This window comes from Streptomyces chengmaiensis, assembly GCF_029846775.1.
Lineage (GTDB): Bacteria > Actinomycetota > Actinomycetes > Streptomycetales > Streptomycetaceae > Streptomyces > Streptomyces chengmaiensis.
The window spans coordinates 21,667-42,018 of record NZ_JARWBG010000023.1; the positions used below are offsets into that span (position 1 = coordinate 21,667).

The following is a 20,352-nucleotide window of genomic DNA, read 5'->3' on the forward strand; positions in this document are numbered from 1 at the left end:
TGGACCGGCCGCTTCGGCCGACCGCTTGGACCGGTCGCTTCGGCCGGTCGGGCGGATGGCGGGGCCGGCCCCGCCCCCACGGGGTACGTACGTTTGTATGACCGATACTCCGACTGCCACCTATCGGCTTCAGCTCCAGCCCGGCTTCCCCTTCTCCGCCGCGGCCGCGGCCGTGCCGTATCTGGCCTCCCTCGGCGTCTCGCATCTGCATCTGTCACCCGTGCTGGAGGCCGTGCCGGGGTCGGCGCACGGCTATGACGTGGTGGACCCCGGCCGGGTGCGGGAGGAACTCGGCGGCGAGCACGGCCTGAGGCAGCTCGCCCGAACGGCGCACGAGCACGGCCTCGGGCTGGTGCTGGACATCGTGCCGAACCATATGGCCGCCGTGCCGCGCCACAACCGCGCACTGTGGGAGGTGCTCCGGGAGGGGCCCTCCTCCCCGTACGCACGCTGGTTCGACGTCGACTGGGAGGCGGGCGGCGGAAAGATCCTGCTGCCGGTCCTGGCGGGTCGCCTCGGGGACGAACTGGGCGAGCTCCGCGTGGAGGGCGAGGTCCTGCACTACGGGGAGCACCGTTTCCCGCTGCGCACGGGGACCGCCGGCCTGACGGACCTCGGAGAGCTGCTGGACGCCCAGTGGTACCGGCTGTGCTGGTGGCGGCTGGCGCGCACCGAGCTGAACTACCGCCGGTTCTTCACCGTCTCCGAGCTGATCGGGGTGCGGGTGGAGGACCCGGAGGTCTTTGACGCCACCCACGCCACGGTGGTGCGGCTGGTGCGGGAGGGGATGGTCCAGGGACTGCGGGTGGACCACCCGGACGGTCTCGCGGACCCGGAGGGGTATCTGCGGCGGCTGGCCGGGGCGACCGGCGGTCGCTGCTGGATCGTGGTGGAGAAGATTCTCACCGGGGACGAGCGGCTGCCCGGGAGCTGGGCCGTCGCCGGAACGACCGGGTACGACGCGCTGCGCCGCATCGACGGCCTGTTCATCGACCCGGACGGGCTGGACGAGCTGACCCACCGCTACCGGGAGTTCACGGGTGCGGCCGACGACCTGGGAGGTTCCTGGGAGGCGACGGCACGCCGTGCCGCCTACAAGGTGATCACTCATGATCTGGCCGCGGAGGCCGCGGCGCTCACCCGGATGGCGCAGCGCCTGTGCGCCGCCGGTTCCGCGCGGCGCGACCATGCACCGTGGGCGCTGCACCGGGCGGTGCGGGAGCTGCTGGTGCGGGTGCCGGTCTACCGCCCGTACCGCGAGGGCGGAGCGGAGGTGCTCACGGCGGAGGCGGCCCGGCAGGCGAAGGCGGCGTTCGCGGTCGCCAAGGAGGCGGAGGCCGTCGACGCGGTACGCGATCTGGCGTTGGGGCGGGGCGGCGACGGGCCGCTGCACGAGGCATTCCGGGCGCGGTTCGCGCAGACGTCGTCGGCGCTGCGCGCCAAGTCCGTGGAGGACCTGGCGTTCTATCGGTACACGCCGCTGCTGTCGGCGAACGAGGTGGGCGGCGAGCCGGGCCGTCCGGCGGTCGGCCCGGACGCCTTCCATGCGCACTGTGCGCGGACGGCTCGCGACTGGCCCGCCTCCGGCACGGTGCTGACCACGCATGACACCAAGCGCAGCGCCGACGTGCGGGCCGCGATCGCGGTGCTGTCGCAGTTCCCGGGCGAGTGGGCGGAGTTCACAGAGAAGATCGGCGTCCGGGCGGCGCGGCTGGAGGGCGGCCGGGCGCCCGACGCGCATCTGGCGTGGACGGCCTGGCAGACCGCCCTGGGGTTCGGCTTCCCGTACGAGGAGAGGCTGCGGAACGCCTTGCTGAAAGCGGTGCGCGAGGCGGGGGTGCACACCAGCTGGACGGAGCCCGACGCGGCGTATGAGCAGGCGGTCGCCGACTTCGTCGCGGCGGGTCCGGCCGGGCCGCCGATGCGCACGACGGCGCTGTTCCGCCGCGGGATCGACGCGCATGTACGGGCCAATGTGCTGGGCGCGACGCTGGTGCAGCTGACGATGCCGGGGGTGCCGGAGGTGTACCAGGGCGCGGAGCGCGAGTATCTCGCGCTTGTGGATCCCGACAACCGCACCCCCGCGCGCTTTCCCACCTCCGCGCAGGCCCGGCCCGACGACCAGGCCCGGCCGCGCGGTCTGTCCGCGGAGAAGCTGGCCCTGACCGCCGCCGCGCTGCGGCTGCGCCGGGACCGCCCCGGGGTCTTCGGCCCGGGGTCGTCGTATGCCCCGCTGTACGCTTCGGGGCCCGCGGCCCATCTGTGCCTGGCGTTCCTCCGTTCGGCCGAAGCGGCCGCGGAGGGCTCGGTCGTCACGGCCGTGACGCGGCTGTCGCGGCGGCTGGCCCGGTCCGGCGGCTGGGGGGACACGGCGCTGCCGCTGCCGGACGGCCGCTGGCGGGACGCGCTCGCACCGGGACGCGTCTTTCGCGGCGGCCCGCTCGCGCTGGGGGAGCTGTTCGCGGACCGCCCGGTGGCGCTGCTGGTCCGGGATGCCGGGGAGCGGGACCGGGCGGCGTCCGCGGCGCAGTCCGGGTAGTCGATCGTGCGTGCTGGAGCGTGTGGTGGAGCGCGCGTCCGTCAGCGCGCCGTGAGACGGAAGTTCATCCTCCCGAAGCCGACCATGTCGCCGTCGTGGACGACCACCGAGCCGACGACGCGGCTGCCGTTGACCGTGGTGCCGTTGGTGGAGCCGAGGTCGCGCAGCACCCACAGGCTGCCCTGGCGGCTCAGCTCGGCGTGCATCCGGGAGACCGTGTCATGGCTCAGCCTGAGGCCGTTGCCCGGATCGCGGCCGATGCGCAGGGGGTGGGGGCCGGGCTCGGGGAGCAGCAGCGGGGGCAGCTTCTCCGCCTGCCAGGCCCGGCGCAGCCGCACCGAGAACGCCGACACCCGCCCCACCGTGCCGTACACCCACTGCGACCAGCGGCTCTCACCGTCCAGATCGGCGGTGAGGGCGCGCAGCTCCTCGCTGTGGCGGGCCGCGAGCGCCAGCTCCATACGGTGCACAAAGGTGTCGTGCGACAGCTTCCCCTGCGCCGCCCCCTCTCTGAGCACCCCGAGGACGCGGTCGCGCTCGGCGTCGGAGAGCCGGGCGGGCTCGGTCTGGAACTCATGGGAGGACGTCACACAGGGAATTGTCGGCCCGCCGGGTCGAACGTGTCCAGAACAAGCCGAATGGTCCTGACGTCAGCTCGAATCTGATTGCACATCAGGTATTGCTCCCGTTGAGGGGGGTCCGTAGGCTCCGGGCACCCCCGAGCTGATGGCGAGCGGTACATGACAACCGAAGACGCGCGAGGAGACACGGCGCACGGGCGGGGGCAGGGGCTGCACGCCGAGCCGCGGGTGCGTGTCGGCGGTGGTTGGATCGCAGGTCTCGTGCTGGCCAATCTCGGGCTCTACATGGCCTTCTTCACCCCGATCCAGGTGCTGCTCGCCGAGCAGATCGAGGCGATCGACCCGGTGGGCAAAGAGGTCGCGCTCGGCTGGGTGACCGGTGCGGGTGCGCTGGTGGCGGTGGTCGCCAATCCGCTCGCGGGTGCGCTTTCCGACCGTACGGGCGGGCGCTTCGGGCGGCGGCGTCCGTGGATGCTGGGCGGGGCGCTGGCCGGGGCCGCGGGCCTGGCGGCGACGGCGGCGCAGTCGACCGTGGCCGGGGTGGCGGTCGGCTGGTGCCTGGCCCAGTTCGGTCTGAACGCGATGCTCGCCGGGGCGAACGCCGTCGTGCCCGACCAGGTGCCGGTCCGTCAGCGTGCGGCGGTGTCGGGCTTCATCGGGATTCCGCAGACGCTGGGACTGGTCGTCGGGGCGCTGCTGGTGACCGTGGCCGCAACCGGGCTGACGGCCGGGTATCTGCTGCTGGCGGTCCTGGTGGTGGCGTGCGCGCTGCCGTTCGTGCTGCTGACCCGGGACCCGCCGGCGCCTCCTGCGCAGCGCAGGCGGCAGCCCGTGCGGCTCGCCGACTTCTGGGTGGACCCGCGGCGTCACCCGGACTTCGGCTGGGCCTGGCTGACCCGCTTCCTGGTGATGCTGGGCAACGCCGTAGGCACGCTGTACCTGCTGTACTTCCTCAAGGACGCGGTGGGGTACCCCGACCCGGACGAAGGCGTGCTGATCCTGACGCTCCTCTACACCGCGGGGGTCGTCGTCACCGCGGTCGCGGGCGGAGTGGTCTCCGACCGGCTGGGGAAGCGGAAGGCGCTGGTGGCGGTGAGCTCCGCGGTGATGGCGGCGGCATCCTCGCTGCTGGTGTTCTGGCACTCCTGGCCGGTGGCGATGGCGGCGGCGACGCTCCTGGGGCTGGGGTTCGGGGGGTATGTGGCGGTCGACCAGGCGCTGATCACGCAGGTGCTGCCGACGGCGGGCGACCGGGCCAAGGACCTGGGCGTGATCAATGTCGCGAACTCCGCGCCACAGGTCCTGGGCCCGGCGCTGGCCGCGCCGGTCGTGGCGTACGCCGGCGGATACTCGGGGCTGTATCTGGCCGCGACCGCGGTTACGGCGCTCGGCGGGCTGCTCGTGTGGAAGATCCGCTCAGTGCCGTGACGGCCGTGTGGACTTCTGTTCCCTGATGACGTCCCGGTACCAGCGGTACGAGGCCTTGGGCGTGCGCGTGAGCGTCTCGTAGTCGATGTGCACCAGGCCGAAGCGCTGGGAGGCGCCCTCCGCCCACTCGATGTTGTCGGTGAGCGACCAGGTGAAGTAGCCCCGCACGTCGACGCCCTCCTCGATCGCCTGGTGGAGCGCGCGCAGATGGGCGTCGAGGAAGGCGATGCGACGCCGGTCGTCGAGGCCGTCGTACGAGCAGCCGTTCTCGGTGACGAACAGCGGCGGCAGCCGTTCGCCGAAGCGTTCCTTCAGGGAGACGAGCAGTTCGCGCAGCCCGTCCGGGACCACCGGCCACCCGAAGTCGGTGCGTTCCCCGGTCTCGATCTCCCGCAGCCCGAAGGGGAGCTCCGGGGGCATGCCGACTCCGGCGAACGCTCCGAGGGCGTGCCGGGACGGGCCGCCGACGAGCATGGGGTGGTAGTAGTTCACCCCGTACCAGTCCAGCGGGGTCGCGATCACGGCGAGGTCGTCGGCGACGGGGCCGGGCAGCAGGGCGGCGAGGTTCTCGTCCGGGTAGCGGCCGGTGAGCAGGGGGTCTGCGTACATCCAGTTGGCAATCGTGTCGTAGAGCCGGGCCCCCGACCGGTCCTCCTCGCCCTCGCCCGCGGCCCACACGGGTGAGTGGGAGACGGCGAGGCCGATGTCGTGCGCCCCGGCGGCGCGCAGCGCCTGTACGGCGAGGCCGTGCGCCAGGAGCTGGTGGTGGGCTGCGGGCAGGGCGTCGAAGAGCAGTTGCCGCCCGGGGGCGTGCTCCCCCAGGGCATAACCCAGGAGAGTGACTTCCGCCGGTTCATTGACGGTGATCCACATCGGTACGCGGTCGGCGAGCCGCTCGGCGACGGCCCGGGCGTACTCGGCGAAGCGGTAGGCGGTGTCCCGCTCCAGCCAGCCGCCCGCCTCGTCCAGCGGGAGGGGGGTGTCCCAGTGGTAGAGGGTGGGGGCGGGGGTGATGCCGTGGGCACACAACTCGTCGACCAGCCGGTCGTAGAAGTCCAGTCCGCGGGCGTTGACGGGCCCGCTGCCGCCGGGGACCACCCGCGGCCAGGAGACGGAGAAACGGAAGGCGTCCGCGCCGAGTCCGGCGAGGAGGGCGACGTCCTCGCGGTAGCGCTCGTAGAAGCCGGTGGCGCGGGCGGTGTCGGCGCCGTCCTTGATCCGGCCCCGGGCGGCGAAGGCGTCCCATCCGGAGGGGCCCTTTCCATCGGCGTCCGCGGCCCCCTCGGTCTGGAAGGCCGAGGCGGCGGCCCCCCAGAGGAAGCCGGGCGGGAAGGCGGGAAGCGGCGGCTGTGTCATGGGCCGTGACCTTAATGGCCGCAACGACACGCCTGAAGACCGCGGACTTGCCAGGATGGAGCTGTCCGTCGCCGGATGGAAGCCGAAGACTCGACGACGAGGGGACCCGGCTGTGCTGTTCGAGGTGTGGGCGCCGAAGGCCGAGGAGCGGGTGTCGCTGTGGCTGGAGGGCGTCGAGCTCCCGATGGAGCGCGATACGGGCGGCCTGGAGGGCTGGTGGAACGTCCAGGCGCAGGCCGCGGCGGGGGCCCGGTACGGCTTCAGCCTGGACGGCGGGCCGGTGCTGCCCGACCCCCGCTCACGCCGCCAGCCCGACGGTCCCGACGGGCCCAGCGCGGTGGTCGACCAGGACGGCCACAGCTGGCGCTGCGACTGGGCGGGCCGGCCCCTGACCGGGGACTCGGTGCTGTACGAGCTGCATATCGGCACCTGGACGCACGCCGGCACCCTGGACGCGGCCGCAGACCACCTCGGCGAACTCGCGGAACTGGGCATCACGCATGTCGAGCTGATGCCCCTCTGCCCGTTCCCCGGGGTACACGGCTGGGGGTACGAAGGGGTGTCCCCGTGGGCGGTGCACGAGCCGTACGGCGGGCCGGAGGCACTCAAACGCTTCGTCGACACCGCCCATGGCCATGGTCTGGGGGTCGTGCTGGACGTGGTGCACAACCACCTCGGCCCCTCCGGGAACTATCTGCCCGCCTTCGGCCCGTACTTCACCGAAGCCCACCACACGCCCTGGGGCGCGGCAGTCAACCTCGACGCGCCCGGCTCCGACGAGGTCCGGGCCTATCTGCTGGGGAGCGCGCTGGCCTGGCTGCGCGACTACCGGATCGACGGGCTGCGGCTGGACGCGATCCACGCGCTCGCCGACAGCCGCGCGCTGACCTTTCTGGAGGAGCTGTCCTCCGCCGTCGACGAGCTGTCGGCGGAGCTGGACCGGCCGCTCTTCCTGATCGCCGAGTCGGACCGGTGCGACCCCCGGACGACCCGCCCGCGCGAGGAGGGCGGCCTCGGTCTGCACGCCCAGTGGAACGACGACTTCCACCATGCGCTGCACACGGCGCTGACCGGGGAGTCACACGGCTACTACGCGGATTTCGCCCGCGCCCCGCTGGCCGCGCTCGCCAAGACCCTGAGCCGCTGCTTCTTCCACGACGGCGCCTACTCGACCTTCCGCGGCCGCACGCACGGCCGCCCGGTCGACGTGGTCCGCACTCCCGCGCACCGCTTCCTCGGCTACGCCCAGACCCACGACCAGATCGGCAACCGGGCGCTCGGCGACCGGCTCTCCGCCATGCTCTCCCCCGGGCTGATGGCCTGCGCCGCGACGCTGGTGCTGACCGGGCCCTTCATCCCGATGCTGTTCATGGGCGAGGAGTGGGGGGCGCGCACGCCCTGGCAGTTCTTCACCGACCACACCGACCCGGATCTGGCGCGCGCGGTACGGGAGGGCAGACGCAGGGAGTTCGCGGCGCACGGCTGGGCGGCCGAGGAGATCCCCGATCCGCAGGACCCCGCCACCCGGGAACGCTCCTGTCTCGACCGTGCCGAGCGTGAGCGGCCCGGGCACGCCCGGCTGCTGGCCTGGCACCGTGAGCTGATCGCGCTCCGCCGTGAGCAGCCCGATCTGGCCGACCCGGACCTGGCCGCCGTCCGCACCGCCTACGACGAACAGGCGCGCTGGCTCGCCTTCCGCCGCGGCGACCTGCGCATCGCCCTCAACTTCGCCGACGTCCCGGCCGCGATCCCGCTCGGCGGGGCCCGGCCCCGGGGCGCCGGCGAGGGGGGCGGCGACGGCGGGGCCCGGATCCTCGCGGCATGGGAGCCGGTGGAGCCGCCGGGCGCGGACGGGGTGCTGCGGCTGCCGCCGCAGTCCTGCGCCGTGGTGGCGGAGACCTGAGACAGAACGAAGACCTGAGACAGGGAAGGCGACCGGCCGGCAACGGCCTTGCCTTCGAGTGCACTCCACCTCCTACGGTCTGGGGCCATGAAGCAGATCAATCTCGGCAGAACCGGTGTGCGCGTCAGCGAGCTGTGCCTGGGCACCATGGCCTTCGCCGACGACGCGGGCGGCCATCGGGTCCTCGACGCCTTCACCGAGGCGGGCGGCACCTTCATCGACACCGCGGACATGTACGCGGGCGGCGCCTCGGAGGAGATCCTCGGCCGCTGGCTCAAGGGCCGCAGGCGCGACGGCCTCGTCATCGCCACCAAGGTGTGGGGCCGGATGGGCGATGCGCCGAACGACGGCGGGCTCAGCCGCAAGCATGTCCTCGCCGCCGTCGAAGCGAGCCTGAGACGACTCGGCACGGACTACATCGATCTGTACCAGACCCATATCTGGGATCCCACCACGCCGGTGGAGGAGACCCTCGCCACGCTGGACACGCTGGTGGCGTCCGGCAAGGTCCGGTATGTCGGCGCGAGCAATGTCACCCCCTCTCAGCTCCAGCGCTCCCTGGACCTCCAGCGGGCCCGCGGCTGGGAGCCGTATGTCTGTCTGCAGCCGCTCTACAACCTGCTCCGGCGCGAGCTCGAGTGGGAACTGCTGCCGCAGTGCGAGGAGCAGGGCGTCGCCGTGATCCCCTGGAGCCCGCTCGCGGGCGGCTGGCTGACCGGCAAGTACCGCCGTGGAATGACCTCCGTGCCGGCCGGTTCACGCGAGGCCCGCTTCCAGGAGCAGTCGGGACGGGAGGGCTGGCGGGAGCGGGACGCAGAGGAGACCTGGCAGGTCCTGGACGCGCTGTACGAGGTCGCCGGGGAGACGGGCCGCACTCCCTCCCAGATCGCCCTGCGCTGGCTGATGGAGCGGCCCGGGGTCACCGCCCCGATCATCGGAGCCCGCACGGCCGAGCAGCTGACGGAGAACCTCGGTGCGGTGGGCTGGGAGCTGTCGGCCGAGCACCGCGCGAGACTTGATGCGGCGAGCGAGCGCCCGCTGCCCTATCCGTACGAGATGCTGGCGCGTCTGAGCCACCACGACCCGGGCGGTTCCTGATCCACGTCCGTGCTACTCCACGATCGCCATCTCCCTCCCCGTGGTGTTGAGTCGGCGGCCGCCTTCCTCCGTCACCGTGACGATGTCCTCGATGCGGACGCCGAAGCGGCCCGGCAGATAGATGCCCGGCTCGATGGAGAAGCACATGCCGGGGACGAGCGGCCGGTCTTCGCCCTCGACCAGATAGGGCGGCTCATGTGTGGTCACCCCGATGCCGTGGCCGGTGCGGTGGAGGAAGTACTCGCCGTACCCGGCGTCGGCGATCACTTGGCGGGCGGCCCGGTCGACGTCCTGGCAGGCCGCCCCCGGCCGCACCGCCTCAAACCCCGCCTGCTGCGCCTCCCGTACGACGTCATGGACGCGCCGCTCCTCGGCGGACGGCTCGCCGACGTGCACGGTGCGGGTGGTGTCGGAGCCGTATCCGTGCTTGAGGCCGCCGAAGTCGAGGACCACCATGTCGCCGTCGGCGATGGTGCGGGAGCCGGCCTCGTGGTGGGGATTCGCGCCGTTCGGTCCGGAGCCGACGATGGTGAAGTCGACCTGGGAGTGCCCGAAGTGCTTGAGCAGGGCGGCGAGGTCGGCGGCGACCTCGCTCTCCGCCCGCCCGGCGAAGCGCACCTTCAGAATCTCGCCGTACGCCTCGTCCGCGGCGGCGCCCGCCGCCCGGAGCAGTTCCACCTCCCGAGCGTCCTTCACGGCGCGAAGCATCGGAAGCGCGTCGGTCAGCGCCGTGTACCCGCTGCCGGGCAGTCTGCTCTGCAGGCCCAGCAGATGCAGCGCCCAGGTGTTGTCGCTGACCGCGAAGCGGCCGTCGGGCGCGAGCAGCGGGGCCGTGAGCGCGTAGGGGTCCTTTCCGTCGGTCCAGTCGAGCACGGTGAACGCCGCCGCGCCGGGGGCCTGGTGGGCGTCGGGGGCTTCCAGGGCCGGGACCACCAGCACCGGGTCGCGTCCGGCGGCGAGGACGAGCAGGGTGAGCCGCTCGAGATCGGTGGGAGGGCGGTAGCCGGTCAGATAGACGAGGTCGGGTCCGGGAGCGATGAGCAGGCCCGTGAGCCCCGCCTCGGCGGCGGACTCCGCGGCGCGGGCCATCCGGGCGCGGTACTCGTCGGCGGTGAAGGGGGCGGGGGCGGCGGGGCCCGCCGAACCCGAGAGGTCTGCGGGGGCGGCGGGGGCTGCGGGATCTGTGGACATGGCTCCATGCTGCCGCCGGATCAGATACGCCGCGAGCCCTGTGGAAAACTCGTCGGGCGCATGCGTCAGCCGGGGCGCACCACGAGGTCGGCGCGGGCACGGCCGCGGCTCACCAGCCGGGCGTTGGGCTCGTCGGAGTCGCGGACCCAGCGCTCGGCGTGTGAGCGCTCCTTCCCGAAACGCATATGACGGCGGATCAGCCGCGGTACCCGAACGGCGTCGTCGAGGTCGACGAACCACACCTCGTCCAGCAGGGGCCGGACGGCGGCCCACTCGCCTTCGTCGTGCAGCAGGTAGTTGCCCTCGGTCACCACAAGGGGAACGTCCGCCGCGACGCGGATGCTGCCCGCGACCGGCTCCTCGATCTCCCGGTCAAAGGCGGGCGCGTAGACCGCCGGCTCCCGGGGGGTTCTCAGCCGGGTGAGCAGCGCGGTGTAGCCGGCGGCGTCGAAGGTGTCCGGCGCGCCCTTGCGGGCCGTCCTGCCGAGCCGGTCCAGTTCGCTCTGGGCCAGATGGAAGCCGTCCATGGGGACGAGGGCGGCCAGTCCGTCCAGGGCGTCGACGATCTGGCCGGCGAGGGTGGACTTGCCCGCGCCGGGCGCTCCGGCGATGCCCAGGAGCCGCCGCCGTCCGTCGGCGGCAAGGGCGCGGGCACGGTCCACGAGGGAGGAGGCGACGGCGGGTGTCACGGACGCATTCTTCCACGGGCGCGCCGGCTCCCGGGCAGTGACGGCGTGCGGCCCCGCCCCTCGCCCGGCGGCGGCGAAGCCCTGGGGGCGGCGAAGCCCTGGGGGCGGGGGCGACCAGATGTGCCGCACCCGGCGTTACTCGAGGCCCCGTTGCGTTCGCACGCCGTCGGCCGGCCCGGGAGGCGCCGGACGTCACCCCTCGTCGGGGGTGAGCCGCAGGGAGACCGAGTTGATGCAGTACCGCTGGTCGGTCGGGGTCGGATAGCCCTCGCCCTCGAAGACATGCCCGAGGTGGGAGCCGCAGCGGGCGCAGCGCACCTCGGTGCGGACCATGCCGTGGGAGCGGTCCTCGATCAGTTCGACCGCGTCGGAGTCCTTGGGGTCGTAGAAGGACGGCCAGCCGCAGTGGGACTCGAACTTGGCGTCGGAGCAGAACAGCTCCGCGCCGCAGGCGCGGCAGGAGTACGCCCCGGCGGTCTTGGTGTCCGTGTACTCACCGGTGAAGGCGGGCTCGGTGCCGGCCTGGCGCAGCACCCGGTACTCGGCGGGGGTGAGCTCCTCGCGCCACTGGTGGTCGGGCTTCTCGACCTCGTACGGCATCGTGCGCTCCTCAGTTCGACAGACGGGCCAGGATGGCCGGGCCGAGGTCCGTGACGTCGCCCGCGCCCATGGTGAGAACAAGATCACCGGGCCGGGTCATTCCCGCCACGACGCCCGCCACGGCGGCCTTGTCGCGGCAGGCGGCGACCTCGGCCCCGGCCGCGCGGGCGGCGTCGACGATCAGGTCGCTGGTGATGCCGGGGATCGGGTCCTCCCGGGCGGGATAGATGTCGAGGACCAGGGAGGAGTCGGCGAGGGCGAGCGCCTGGCCCATCTCCGCGCCCAGTTCCCGGGTGCGGGAGAACAGGTGCGGCTGGAAGACGACGAGGAGCCGGGAGCCGGCCGCCGCGCCGCGCATGGCCTCGAGGTCCGCGGTCATCTCGGTGGGGTGGTGGGCGTAGGAGTCGATGACCTGGACGCCCGCGGCCTCCCCCTTGAGCTGGAGGCGGCGCTTGACTCCGGTGTACGCGCCGAGCGCGGCGGCCAGTTCGGGCGCGGGGATGCCGAGGGCGACGCCGGCGGCGAGCGCGGCGACGGCGTTGTGGGCGTAGTGGCGGCCGGGGACGGAGACGGTGAAGGTCAGCGGCCGGCCGTCGAGGAGGACGGTGACCTCGCTGGTCAGCCCCCGCGGGGTGACCGTGTCGATGCGTACGTCGGCCGTGGCGGACTCGCCGTAGGTGACGACCTTCGGCGCGGACGGCCCGCGGCGCACCCGGGCGGTCAGTTCGGCCGCGCCCGGCTGGTCCGCGGCGATCACCAGGGCGCCGCCGGGCACGATCTTGCCGACGAAGGTCTCGAAGGACTCGTAGATCTCGTCCATCGAGGCGTAGTTGGCGTGGTGGTCCAGCTCGACGTTGAGGACGATGGCGACCTGGGGGTCGTACTTCTGGAAGCTGCGGTCGCTCTCGTCCGCCTCGGCGACGAAGATCTCGCCCGCGCCGTGGCGGGCGTTGGTTCCGGGGCCGTCCAGGTCGCCGCCGATCGCGTACGAGGGGTCGAGGCCCAGCTCGGTCAGGGCGACGGCCAGCATGGACGTGGTGGTGGTCTTGCCGTGGGTGCCGGCCACTGCGATGGAGCGCAGCCCGGTCATCAGCCCCGCGAGGGCGTCGGAGCGGTGGACGACCGGGACGGACAGCTCCGCGGCGCGCACCAGCTCGGGGTTGTCCGGTCGGATGGCGCTGGAGACGACGACGCAGCTGGCGTCGTCGGCGAGGTGTCCGGCCGCGTGTCCGATGTGCACGGTCGCACCCAGTGCACGCAGGGCGTCGGCGGCGCCGGACTCCTTGGCGTCGCTGCCCGCGACCTTCGCGCCGCGCTGGGCGAGGATCTTTGCGATGCCCGACATTCCGGCGCCGCCGATGCCGATGAAGTGCGGGCGCTCCATGGCGCTGGGTACGGCGCTGGGAACGGCGGATGCCATGCGTGTGTCTCCCCTGGGGACGGTGCGTGCGGACAGCGGACGGCGAGGGTCCGGCACCCAGCCTATTCGCTGTGCGCGAAGAGCTTGAGCACCGGGACGCCGACCTTGTGCCGGGCGCGCGAGGCCCAGTCCCGGTGGAAGAACTCCTCCACGTAGTGCGGCGCGGTCAGCACGATCACCTCGTCCGCGCGGGACTCGTCGACGACGGCCTTCAACTTGTCCATCGGGTGGTCCTCGATGACATGCCCGACCGCCTCGCTGCCCGCGGCGCGCAGGGCGGCGAGCGAGTGCTCCAGAGCGAGTTCGGCGGGCTTCTCGGGCCGGTCGGCCTCGTGCACGGCCTCCTTCAGCTCGCCCAGCGCCACGTCGTCGATGGCGCGCAGCAGTACGTCGGCCTGATCTCCGCGCGGCTGCATCAGCACGATGAAGGAGATCTTCTCGTCTCCGTGCAGGGTGGTGACGAATTCCACGTCTTCGGACGTCAGGGGCTTCTCGATCATCAGTACGCTTTTGAACACGTCAGGAGCCCTTCTGCGGAAACCATCCTTCCCCGTGCCCGCACGGGTCTGCGCCCACGGGGTCTGCGAGAGTAAGTGTGCCCGGCCGCAGCTAACCGGAACGACTAATTCCGCTGATTGTCAAATGCGACGGTAGCGGGTGAAAAGGAACCCCGCCTCCTCCAGCACCGAGGCCAGCGCGAAACGCTCCGGCGCCGTCGGCGAAGGGCCGCCGGCGATCCGCTGGGCGTCACCGGCCGTGAGCATCGGGGACACGGTCAGACACAGCTCGTCCAGCGCCCCTGCCGCGATGAACTGCCCCAGCAGCCTCGGACCGCCCTCGGTGAGCAGCCGCACCAGCCCGCGCTCGGCCAGAGCCGCCACCGCCCGTGCGGGGTCGATCCCCGGCCCGTCCCCGGCGATCACCGTCTCCACGCCCGCGTCCCGGGCCGCGCGGAGCCGGTCCCGGGGGGCGGCCGCGCCGGTCAGCACCAGGGTCGGCGTCTTGGGCTCGGTGAACAGCGGCAGTGAGAAGTCCAGATCCAGAGAGGCGCTGACCACGGCGATCGCGGGCGCGGGGGTCTGCCCCGCGGCGGCCCGCCGCTCCGCGAAGGCTTCCCGCGCCCGCGCGGGCCGGTAGCCCTCCTGGCGTACCGTCTCCGCGCCCACCACGATCACGTCCGCGAGCCCCCGGAGGGTGCCGAAGATCCGCATGTCGGCGGCGGACGAGATGGGCTGGGAGCGGCCGTCGTGCTGCGCGGCGCCGTCCAGGGAGGAGACCATGTTGGCCCGCAGCCAGACCCGCGGGCGCCCTGGCTCCGCGGCCGGACCGGGTGCGTGGGGGTCGGCGGCGGCGCCGCCCCGGATCGCCTCCTCCCCCACCCTGGGATACGCATAGGCGTCGGCCAGCTCGTCGAGGGACCACTCGCGGTCCACGAGGACCGACCGTTCGGCTGACGGGACGGCGGCCGGGCCGGCAGTCGGGCCGGCTGACGGCTCGGCTGTCTGGTCGGTCACAGGGAACAGGCGTCGCATCCGTGCAGTCTGGCACGGCGCATAGAGTGAGAAGTGTGCCGACGACACCCACGAGCCCCACGAGTCCCATGAGTGACGCCGCGAGTGAAGCCGCGCCGCTGTCCCTGTGCGCCCGCGAGCCCTTCGTCCCCGCCGACCGGCTGGTGGCCGAGATGGTTCCGCCGCCGCGCTTCGACGCGGTCCGCTTTGACACGTACGTCCCCGACCCGGCCCAGCCCAGCCAGGCCGAGGCGGTCTCCGTGCTGAGCGGCTTCGCCGGGGGCCTGGGCGGGGCGCATGCGAGCGGCGCGGGCAGGCGGCGCTGGTTCGCGCGGAAACCCGCGGCGCCGGCCGGCCCCCGCGGGGTCTATCTGGACGGCGGCTACGGCGTCGGCAAGACCCATCTGCTGGCCTCCCTGTGGCACGCCACGCCCGCGGCCCCGTCCCTCAAGGCCTTCGGCACCTTCGTGGAGCTGACCAATCTGGTGGGCGCGCTGGGCTTCCAGGAGACGGTGCGCACGCTGAGCGGGCACCGGCTGCTGTGCATCGACGAATTCGAACTCGACGACCCCGGAGACACGGTGCTGGTCTCCACGCTGCTGGGCAAGCTGGTCGAGGCGGGCGTCGCACTCGCCGCCACCTCCAACACGCTGCCCGGCAAGCTCGGCGAGGGCCGGTTCGCCGCCGCCGACTTCCTCCGCGAGATCCAGGGGCTCTCCGCGCACTTCCGGCCGCTGCGCATCGACGGCGAGGACTACCGGCACCGCGGGCTCCCCGAGGCCCCGCCCCCGTACTCCGACGAGGTCGTCGCCAAGACCGCGTACGCCGCCGACGGCGCGTCCCTCGACGCCTTCCCGCAGCTGCTGGAGCATCTGGCGAAGGTGCATCCGAGCCGGTACGGGGCGCTCACGGAGGGCGTGCGCGCCGTATGCCTCACCGACGTGACGCCGGTGCCCGATCAGTCGACCGCGCTGCGCCTGGTGGTGCTGGCCGACCGGCTGTACGACCGGGAGGTGCCGGTGCTGGCCTCCGGGGTGCCCTTCGACCGGCTGTTCAGCGACGAGATGCTGAACGGCGGGTACCGCAAGAAGTACTTCAGGGCGATCTCCCGTCTCACCGCGCTGGCGCGTGACGCAAAGGCCCTCGCGGACCAGTAGGTTCGGTGCGTAACACCTTTACCGTCAGAAGGGAACGCATCATGGCCACCACGCGTCACGCGCACACGGTCTGGGAAGGCAGCCTCCTGGAGGGTGCGGGCACCGTCAGCCTGGACTACTCCAAGCTCGGGGAGTACGCCGTCTCCTGGCCGGCGCGTGCCGAGGACGCCCCCGGCAAGACCAGCCCGGAGGAGCTGATCGCCGCCGCGCACTCCAGCTGCTACTCCATGGCGCTCTCGAACATCCTGACCAAGGGCGGAAACGAACCGACCCGGCTGAACACCAAGGCCGAGGTGACCTTCCAGCCCGGCGCCGGCATCACCGGCGTGCACCTCACCGTCGAGGGCGAGGTGCCCGGCATCGACGAGGCGGACTTCGTCAAGGCGGCCGAGGACGCGAAGCTGAACTGCCCGGTGAGCAAGGCCCTCACCGGTACGGTGATCACGCTCACGGCGTCCCTCGCCTGACGGCGCGGAACAGGGTGCAGCCCGCGGACGACCGGTCCGCGGGCTGCTCTGCGTTCGCGGGAAGGCCCCGTCCGCCGCATGATCGGCACAGGGGCCGGACGCGGGAGGCGCACGCCATGGCGAAGGAGAGCAAGAGCAGAAAAGCGAGCGACGACGGGGTGCGGCGGGCCCCGCTGCGCGAACTGCTGCGCCTTCCCGTGGGCGAGCGCGTCGACCTCTCCTCGTACGACCCCGGGGCCACCCCGGGCGGCCCCGGGGACAAGGCGGCCGGGCGCGAGGCCGTCGACCGTGCGGGGCAGCGCCTCGCCGCGCTCCAGGAGCGGCTGTACGCGGCGAGCACGGCCGGCGACCGCCGCAGACTTCTGCTGATCCTCCAGGGCATGGACACCAGCGGCAAGGGCGGCACGGTCAAGCATGTGATCGGCCAGTTCAACCCGTCGGGCTGCCGGATCAGGGCCTTCAAGACGCCGACGCCAGAGGAGCAGAGGCATCCGTTCCTCTGGCGCGTCAGCCGGGCGCTGCCCCAGCCGGGTGAGATCGGCATCTTCGACCGGTCGCACTACGAGGACGTGCTGATCGCCCGGGTGCGCGAGCTGGCGCCCCGCCGCGAGATCGCCCGGCGCTACGGCCGGATCAACCGCTTCGAAGAGGCCCTGGCCGAGGACGGCGTGACGATCGTCAAGGTCTTTCTGCACATCAGCTACGAGCAGCAGCGCCGCCGTCTCCTCGCCCGTCTGGACAATCCCGACAAGCAGTGGAAGTTCAGCCCCGGCGACATCGACGAGCGCGCGCTGTGGCCGCAGTACCAGAGGGCGTACGAGATCGCCCTGGAACGCTGCTCGACCGAGGCGGCCCCCTGGCTGCTCGTGCCCTCGGACCGCAAGTGGTACCGCAACTGGGCGATCAGCCGGCTGCTCCTGGAACATCTCCAGGCCCTGGACCCCCGGTACCCTCCGGCGGACTTCGACGTGGAGGAGTGCCGTCGCCGCCTGCTTCAGGACGGCGGCCCGCACGCTCCGGGCCGGGCGTAGAGCGTGACCTGTGCGCCCTTCACCCGGGTGCGCGCGCACTGCTCGAAGTGATGCCGCAGGACTTCGCGCTTGGTCAGCTCCTGTCCGACCGCGTCCTCGGGCTGGTCCGGCGGATCGCTGAGCACGACGATCCGCGTCGCGGAGAGCATGCGCCGCCGTATCTCCGGAGCCGAGTGCTCTTCGCCCTGCAGGGTTCCGGAGGTCTCGGGGCTTCGCTTCAGGGCGAGATCGGCGAGCCCGCCGTAGGACTCGGCATAGGAGAGCTTCCACTCCCGCCGGCGAGCCGGGGTGAAGACGAGGCCGTCCCCCCGGCCGGAGACGCGTTCGACCGCTTCGGCGATCGCAGCCAGGTCGTCCTTGCGGCTGTCGGGTGTGCGCATCTGCAGCGTGACCGGAAGGAGCGCCAGAACCAGACCGCCGATCAGCGTCGAGAGCGCAACGCGACGACCCACGCCGGTGCGCGGCGGGAAGGATGTGCGGGTGTCCGCGAGGACCGCGTCCGCCGCCGCTCCCACGAGCAGGGCGAGACCGACGTTGACGTAGAGGACGTACCGGTCCACGTACACGGGTTCGTGCAGGGAGGTGAGGAGGAGTGCGGCCGTGGGGGCGAGCGCCAGCGGCAGGGCGAGGCGGCGCAGCAGAGGCCCGTGCGGCAGACCCGGGGCCCGGTACTTCGACAGCCGGCGTGCGCACAGCAGCGCCAGCACGGCGACGGCCGCGATCCCCAGCCACTCTCCCGGCTTCGGGCTGCCGATCCAGGAGACCTGGGCGGACTGCCCCATGCTGAACACGGCCAGGGGAGCCACTCCGGCCACCACGACGGCCGCCGCCGCGGTCCACGCACGCCGGACCGCCCGCGACACGCTCGCGTGTGCAACGGCGGCCCCATGCCCCAGGAGTGCGAGCACCGCGAACTCATGGAGCCAGCAGGCGAGCAGGAGCGCCGCGCCGTAGACCGCCCACAAGGGCCGGGACGCCCCCGTGAGAGCCCTGACGAGCACATAGGTGGCGAAGGCGACAAACGCGCAGACCAGGGCGTAGGACCGCCCCTCCTGGGCGTACATCTGCACCTCGGGCAGCACACAGAAGACGACGCCGCTGAGCAGCCCCGCCCGCACGCCCGCCAGACGGCATGCGACGAGGCCGACGCACCCGGCGCTGACGGCCGTCGCCAGGACCGACGGAATTCTCAGCGTCAGCAGGCCGCCCTCCCAGACGCCGAATAGCGCGTGCATGAGGAGGTAGTAGAGGCCGTGCACGGCGTCGGCGCTGTCCAGCAGCCCTACGAGATCAAAGACGCTGCGGTGAGCGACCTGGTAGGTGACGGATTCGTCGCGCCACATCGTGCCGTGACGGCTGATGCCCCACAGCCCCAGAGCCGTGGAGACGAGGAGTGGAACCAGAAACGAGGCGAGTCGCCCGCGGCCGCCCGCCGCCGCCCCCGGCTCCTGCCGCGGCAGCCGGGCAGGGCCCGGCCGCACCTCGGTCAGGCTCTGCTCCCGTACGTCGATGGTCTCCTCCGCGGCCGCATCCACGAAGAAGTCACATTACTAAACCGCCGGTTGGCCCCGCAGGGCGCGGCCGCCGCGGCCACTCAGGGGAACCGCCGGCCCGCGGAGTGCGCCGATCCGCTCGAATCAACCGACTGTCAGATAATTTTCGCCAGTGACCCATTCCATGCGAAAGCTTGCGGTCCTGGCCGCTCTCGGCGCCGTGCTGACCGGCTGCGCCGGAGGCTCCGCGCCATCGGGCTCCGCCCGGGCGTCCGCCCCCGCTCCCTCCCCGGTTCGTTCCACGGCTCCTTCCGCCGACGCGACGCCGGCTCCGGCCACCCCCACCATCGCACCGGGACCCGGTGGGCTCACGGCGGTCTTCGAGCGGGGGGCGGCGGCCGGCAAGGTGGTGGCGCTGAGCTTTGACGCCGATATGACCGCCGGCCAGGGACCGCGGGCGGCGCGCGGGGAGCGTTTCGACAATCCCGGGCTCATCGAGACGCTGCGGGCGCTGAAGGTGCCCTCCACGGTCTTCATGACGGGGCGGTGGGCCGAGGAGTACCCGGACCAGGCGCGGGCGATCGGCGGCGACCCGCTCTTCGAGGTCGGCAACCACTCCTACAGCCACTACGCCTTCACCTCCCCCTGCTACGGCCTGCCGACGGTCGACGAGGGCGGGATGCTGCAGGACGTGCGGCGCGCGTCCGCCGTCTTCGAGGAGATCGGGGTGCGCCGTACGGTGCCCTACTTCCGGTTCCCCGGAGGCTGCTACGACGACGCGGCGCTGCGGGCGCTCGCGCCCGCGGAGGTGACGGCGGTGCAGTGGGACGTCGTCGGCGGAGACGCCTTCGCCACGGACCCGGAGGCGGTGGCCGCGCAGGTGCTGACCGGGGTGCGGCCGGGCTCGCTGGTGGTGCTGCACTGCACCCGCAGCGCCGCGCCCGCCACCGAGGAGGCGGTGCGCCGCATCGTTCCGGAGCTGCGCGCCCGCGGCTACCGGTTTGTGAAGGTCTCCGAGCTGATGCGGGACGGTTAGCCACTCTCACCGGGATCTCGCCGGGATCTCGCCGGGCGGTCGGCGCTGCCCCGCCGCTGGCAGACTGGGCGCGTGAGCAGCGAAGAGTCCCGTGCAGAGAACCCCGGCGGTCCGTTCCGGCAGGAGCCGACGGCCCGCGATCTGGCCCCGCAGTTCGTGCTGCCGATGGTCGTGCGCATCGAGAAGGCCGCGCCTCCGGCCCGAACGGACGCCCTGGAGACGGGGGCCCGCGCCGTGCTGCACATCCTGGCCGATGAGCGCTCGACGGGCGACGGCCCATGGGCGGGGGCCGTGCGCGACTGGCAGGACGGCCGCATCCGCAAGGTAGTGCGGCGGGCGCGCGGAGCCGAGTGGCGCAAAGCGTCGGCGCTGGACGGGGTCACGGTGACGGGCGAGACGGCCGAGGTGCGGGTCTTCCCGCCGGTGCCGCTGGACGGCTGGCCCAAGGAGCTGGCCAAGCTCCAGGTCTCCGGCACGGAGCTGGACGACCCCGGGCCGCCGGCCGCGCCCGACCCCGCGGACCCGGTGCTGTGGCTGAGCCCCGAGCTGGAGATGTCGGCGGGCAAGGCGATGGCACAGGCGGGTCACGGGGCGCAGCTCGCCTGGCTTGCGCTGCCTGCGGCGGAGCGCAAGATCTGGCGGGAGAACGGCTTCCGGCTGTCGGTGCGCACGGCGTCGCCCGCGCGGTGGCGTGCGCTGACGGCCGACGGACGGCTCCCGGTCGTGCGGGACGCCGGATACACGGAGATCGCACCCGGCAGCTGCACGGTCGTAGCGGACCATCCCGCACTGGGCGGGCCCCTGAACGACCGAGCGTTCCGCCGCTGAAGGCCGGGACTCTGAACGGCGGGG

Annotated in this window: 18 protein-coding genes; 9 read left to right on the forward strand and 9 right to left on the reverse strand. The window is 72.8% G+C overall.

Annotation, left to right across the window (positions count from 1 at the left end; all coding sequences use genetic code 11):
• Nucleotides 1-97: 97 nt before the first annotated feature.
• Nucleotides 98-2,539, forward strand: a complete 2,442-nt coding sequence (gene treY, locus QCN29_RS20155; protein ID WP_279929777.1) for a malto-oligosyltrehalose synthase — start codon at nucleotides 98-100, stop codon at nucleotides 2,537-2,539.
• Nucleotides 2,540-2,580: 41 nt separating this feature from the next.
• Here the strand turns inward: treY and QCN29_RS20160 are convergent, their stop codons facing one another.
• Nucleotides 2,581-3,129, reverse strand: coding sequence for a DUF1707 and FHA domain-containing protein (locus tag QCN29_RS20160; protein WP_279929778.1), 549 nt, complete (start codon nucleotides 3,127-3,129; stop codon nucleotides 2,581-2,583).
• Between the two features lie 150 nt (nucleotides 3,130-3,279).
• On the opposite strand from QCN29_RS20160, the gene QCN29_RS20165 reads away from it, so the two are divergent.
• Nucleotides 3,280-4,548 (forward strand): MFS transporter, encoded by a 1,269-nt coding sequence (locus QCN29_RS20165; protein ID WP_279929780.1) that lies wholly within the window; start codon nucleotides 3,280-3,282, stop codon nucleotides 4,546-4,548.
• On the opposite strand, the gene QCN29_RS20170 is transcribed toward QCN29_RS20165, so the two are convergent.
• On the reverse strand, nucleotides 4,537-5,904 hold the full coding sequence (locus QCN29_RS20170; RefSeq protein WP_279929781.1) for a GH1 family beta-glucosidase: 1,368 nt from the start codon (nucleotides 5,902-5,904) through the stop codon (nucleotides 4,537-4,539). The genes QCN29_RS20165 and QCN29_RS20170 overlap by 12 nt on opposite strands.
• Before the next feature lie 112 nt (nucleotides 5,905-6,016).
• On the opposite strand from QCN29_RS20170, the gene treZ reads away from it, so the two are divergent.
• Both treZ and QCN29_RS20180 read left to right on the forward strand, forming a co-directional pair.
• Nucleotides 6,017-7,807 (forward strand): malto-oligosyltrehalose trehalohydrolase, encoded by a 1,791-nt coding sequence (treZ, locus tag QCN29_RS20175; RefSeq protein WP_279929844.1) that lies wholly within the window; start codon nucleotides 6,017-6,019, stop codon nucleotides 7,805-7,807.
• 87 nt (nucleotides 7,808-7,894) lie between these two features.
• On the forward strand, nucleotides 7,895-8,905 hold the full coding sequence (locus QCN29_RS20180; protein ID WP_279929782.1) for an aldo/keto reductase: 1,011 nt from the start codon (nucleotides 7,895-7,897) through the stop codon (nucleotides 8,903-8,905).
• A gap of 12 nt (nucleotides 8,906-8,917) precedes the next feature.
• Here QCN29_RS20180 and QCN29_RS20185 read toward each other — a convergent pair whose 3' ends face one another.
• The 6 genes from QCN29_RS20185 to QCN29_RS20210 form a co-directional block, all read right to left on the reverse strand.
• Nucleotides 8,918-10,096 carry an aminopeptidase P family protein gene (locus tag QCN29_RS20185; RefSeq protein WP_279929783.1) on the reverse strand — a complete coding sequence of 393 codons (1,179 nt, stop codon included), beginning with the start codon at nucleotides 10,094-10,096 and terminating at the stop codon, nucleotides 8,918-8,920.
• 65 nt (nucleotides 10,097-10,161) lie between these two features.
• Nucleotides 10,162-10,785 carry a nucleoside/nucleotide kinase family protein gene (locus QCN29_RS20190; RefSeq protein WP_279929784.1) on the reverse strand — a complete coding sequence of 208 codons (624 nt, stop codon included), beginning with the start codon at nucleotides 10,783-10,785 and terminating at the stop codon, nucleotides 10,162-10,164.
• Nucleotides 10,786-10,977: 192 nt separating this feature from the next.
• Entirely contained in the window at nucleotides 10,978-11,385 is a 408-nt protein-coding gene (gene msrB / locus QCN29_RS20195) for a peptide-methionine (R)-S-oxide reductase MsrB (RefSeq protein ID WP_279929785.1), read from the reverse strand.
• A gap of 10 nt (nucleotides 11,386-11,395) precedes the next feature.
• Nucleotides 11,396-12,805, reverse strand: a complete 1,410-nt coding sequence (murC, locus tag QCN29_RS20200) for a UDP-N-acetylmuramate--L-alanine ligase (RefSeq protein ID WP_279929786.1) — start codon at nucleotides 12,803-12,805, stop codon at nucleotides 11,396-11,398.
• A 62-nt stretch (nucleotides 12,806-12,867) separates the two neighbouring features.
• Nucleotides 12,868-13,323 carry an indole-3-glycerol phosphate synthase gene (locus QCN29_RS20205; RefSeq protein WP_279929788.1) on the reverse strand — a complete coding sequence of 152 codons (456 nt, stop codon included), beginning with the start codon at nucleotides 13,321-13,323 and terminating at the stop codon, nucleotides 12,868-12,870.
• 120 nt (nucleotides 13,324-13,443) lie between these two features.
• The gene (locus tag QCN29_RS20210; RefSeq protein WP_279929790.1) at nucleotides 13,444-14,337 is read right to left on the reverse strand and encodes a pyrimidine reductase family protein; all 894 of its coding nucleotides are present in this window, start codon (nucleotides 14,335-14,337) and stop codon (nucleotides 13,444-13,446) included.
• Between the two features lie 68 nt (nucleotides 14,338-14,405).
• On the opposite strand from QCN29_RS20210, the gene zapE reads away from it, so the two are divergent.
• From zapE to QCN29_RS20225, 3 genes are all read left to right on the forward strand, one after another.
• Nucleotides 14,406-15,473 (forward strand): cell division protein ZapE, encoded by a 1,068-nt coding sequence (gene zapE, locus QCN29_RS20215; protein ID WP_279929791.1) that lies wholly within the window; start codon nucleotides 14,406-14,408, stop codon nucleotides 15,471-15,473.
• Nucleotides 15,474-15,514: 41 nt separating this feature from the next.
• Nucleotides 15,515-15,940: an OsmC family protein gene (locus QCN29_RS20220; RefSeq protein WP_240138271.1), complete on the forward strand. Its 426-nt coding sequence runs from the start codon at nucleotides 15,515-15,517 to the stop codon at nucleotides 15,938-15,940.
• 116 nt (nucleotides 15,941-16,056) lie between these two features.
• Complete coding sequence (locus tag QCN29_RS20225; RefSeq protein WP_279929795.1) at nucleotides 16,057-16,971, forward strand: PPK2 family polyphosphate kinase; 915 nt, start codon at nucleotides 16,057-16,059, stop codon at nucleotides 16,969-16,971.
• Here QCN29_RS20225 and QCN29_RS20230 read toward each other — a convergent pair.
• Nucleotides 16,935-18,506 (reverse strand): glycosyltransferase family 39 protein, encoded by a 1,572-nt coding sequence (locus tag QCN29_RS20230; RefSeq protein ID WP_279929796.1) that lies wholly within the window; start codon nucleotides 18,504-18,506, stop codon nucleotides 16,935-16,937. The genes QCN29_RS20225 and QCN29_RS20230 overlap by 37 nt on opposite strands.
• 142 nt (nucleotides 18,507-18,648) lie before the next feature.
• Between QCN29_RS20230 and QCN29_RS20235 the strand changes: the two genes are divergently transcribed.
• The gene (locus QCN29_RS20235) at nucleotides 18,649-19,500 is read left to right on the forward strand and encodes a polysaccharide deacetylase family protein (RefSeq protein WP_279929797.1); all 852 of its coding nucleotides are present in this window, start codon (nucleotides 18,649-18,651) and stop codon (nucleotides 19,498-19,500) included.
• 72 nt (nucleotides 19,501-19,572) lie between these two features.
• On the forward strand, nucleotides 19,573-20,328 hold the full coding sequence (locus QCN29_RS20240) for a peptidyl-tRNA hydrolase (RefSeq protein WP_279929798.1): 756 nt from the start codon (nucleotides 19,573-19,575) through the stop codon (nucleotides 20,326-20,328).
• Nucleotides 20,329-20,352: the final 24 nt, after the last annotated feature.

Excerpts from the sequence above, each read along its gene's own strand:
- treY (WP_279929777.1), top strand. The coding sequence starts at position 98 with ATGACCGATACTCCGACTGCCACCTATCGGCTTCAGCTCCAGCCCGGC.
- msrB (WP_279929785.1), bottom strand. The coding sequence starts at position 11,385 with ATGCCGTACGAGGTCGAGAAGCCCGACCACCAGTGGCGCGAGGAGCTC.
- QCN29_RS20210 (WP_279929790.1), bottom strand. The coding sequence starts at position 14,337 with ATGCGACGCCTGTTCCCTGTGACCGACCAGACAGCCGAGCCGTCAGCC.
- QCN29_RS20220 (WP_240138271.1), top strand. The coding sequence starts at position 15,515 with ATGGCCACCACGCGTCACGCGCACACGGTCTGGGAAGGCAGCCTCCTG.
- QCN29_RS20170 (WP_279929781.1), bottom strand. The coding sequence starts at position 5,904 with ATGACACAGCCGCCGCTTCCCGCCTTCCCGCCCGGCTTCCTCTGGGGG.
- murC (WP_279929786.1), bottom strand. The coding sequence starts at position 12,805 with ATGGCATCCGCCGTTCCCAGCGCCGTACCCAGCGCCATGGAGCGCCCG.
- QCN29_RS20165 (WP_279929780.1), top strand. The coding sequence starts at position 3,280 with ATGACAACCGAAGACGCGCGAGGAGACACGGCGCACGGGCGGGGGCAG.
- zapE (WP_279929791.1), top strand. The coding sequence starts at position 14,406 with ATGAGTGACGCCGCGAGTGAAGCCGCGCCGCTGTCCCTGTGCGCCCGC.
- QCN29_RS20185 (WP_279929783.1), bottom strand. The coding sequence starts at position 10,096 with ATGTCCACAGATCCCGCAGCCCCCGCCGCCCCCGCAGACCTCTCGGGT.
- QCN29_RS20235 (WP_279929797.1), top strand. The coding sequence starts at position 18,649 with ATGCGAAAGCTTGCGGTCCTGGCCGCTCTCGGCGCCGTGCTGACCGGC.
- QCN29_RS20225 (WP_279929795.1), top strand. The coding sequence starts at position 16,057 with ATGGCGAAGGAGAGCAAGAGCAGAAAAGCGAGCGACGACGGGGTGCGG.
- QCN29_RS20180 (WP_279929782.1), top strand. The coding sequence starts at position 7,895 with ATGAAGCAGATCAATCTCGGCAGAACCGGTGTGCGCGTCAGCGAGCTG.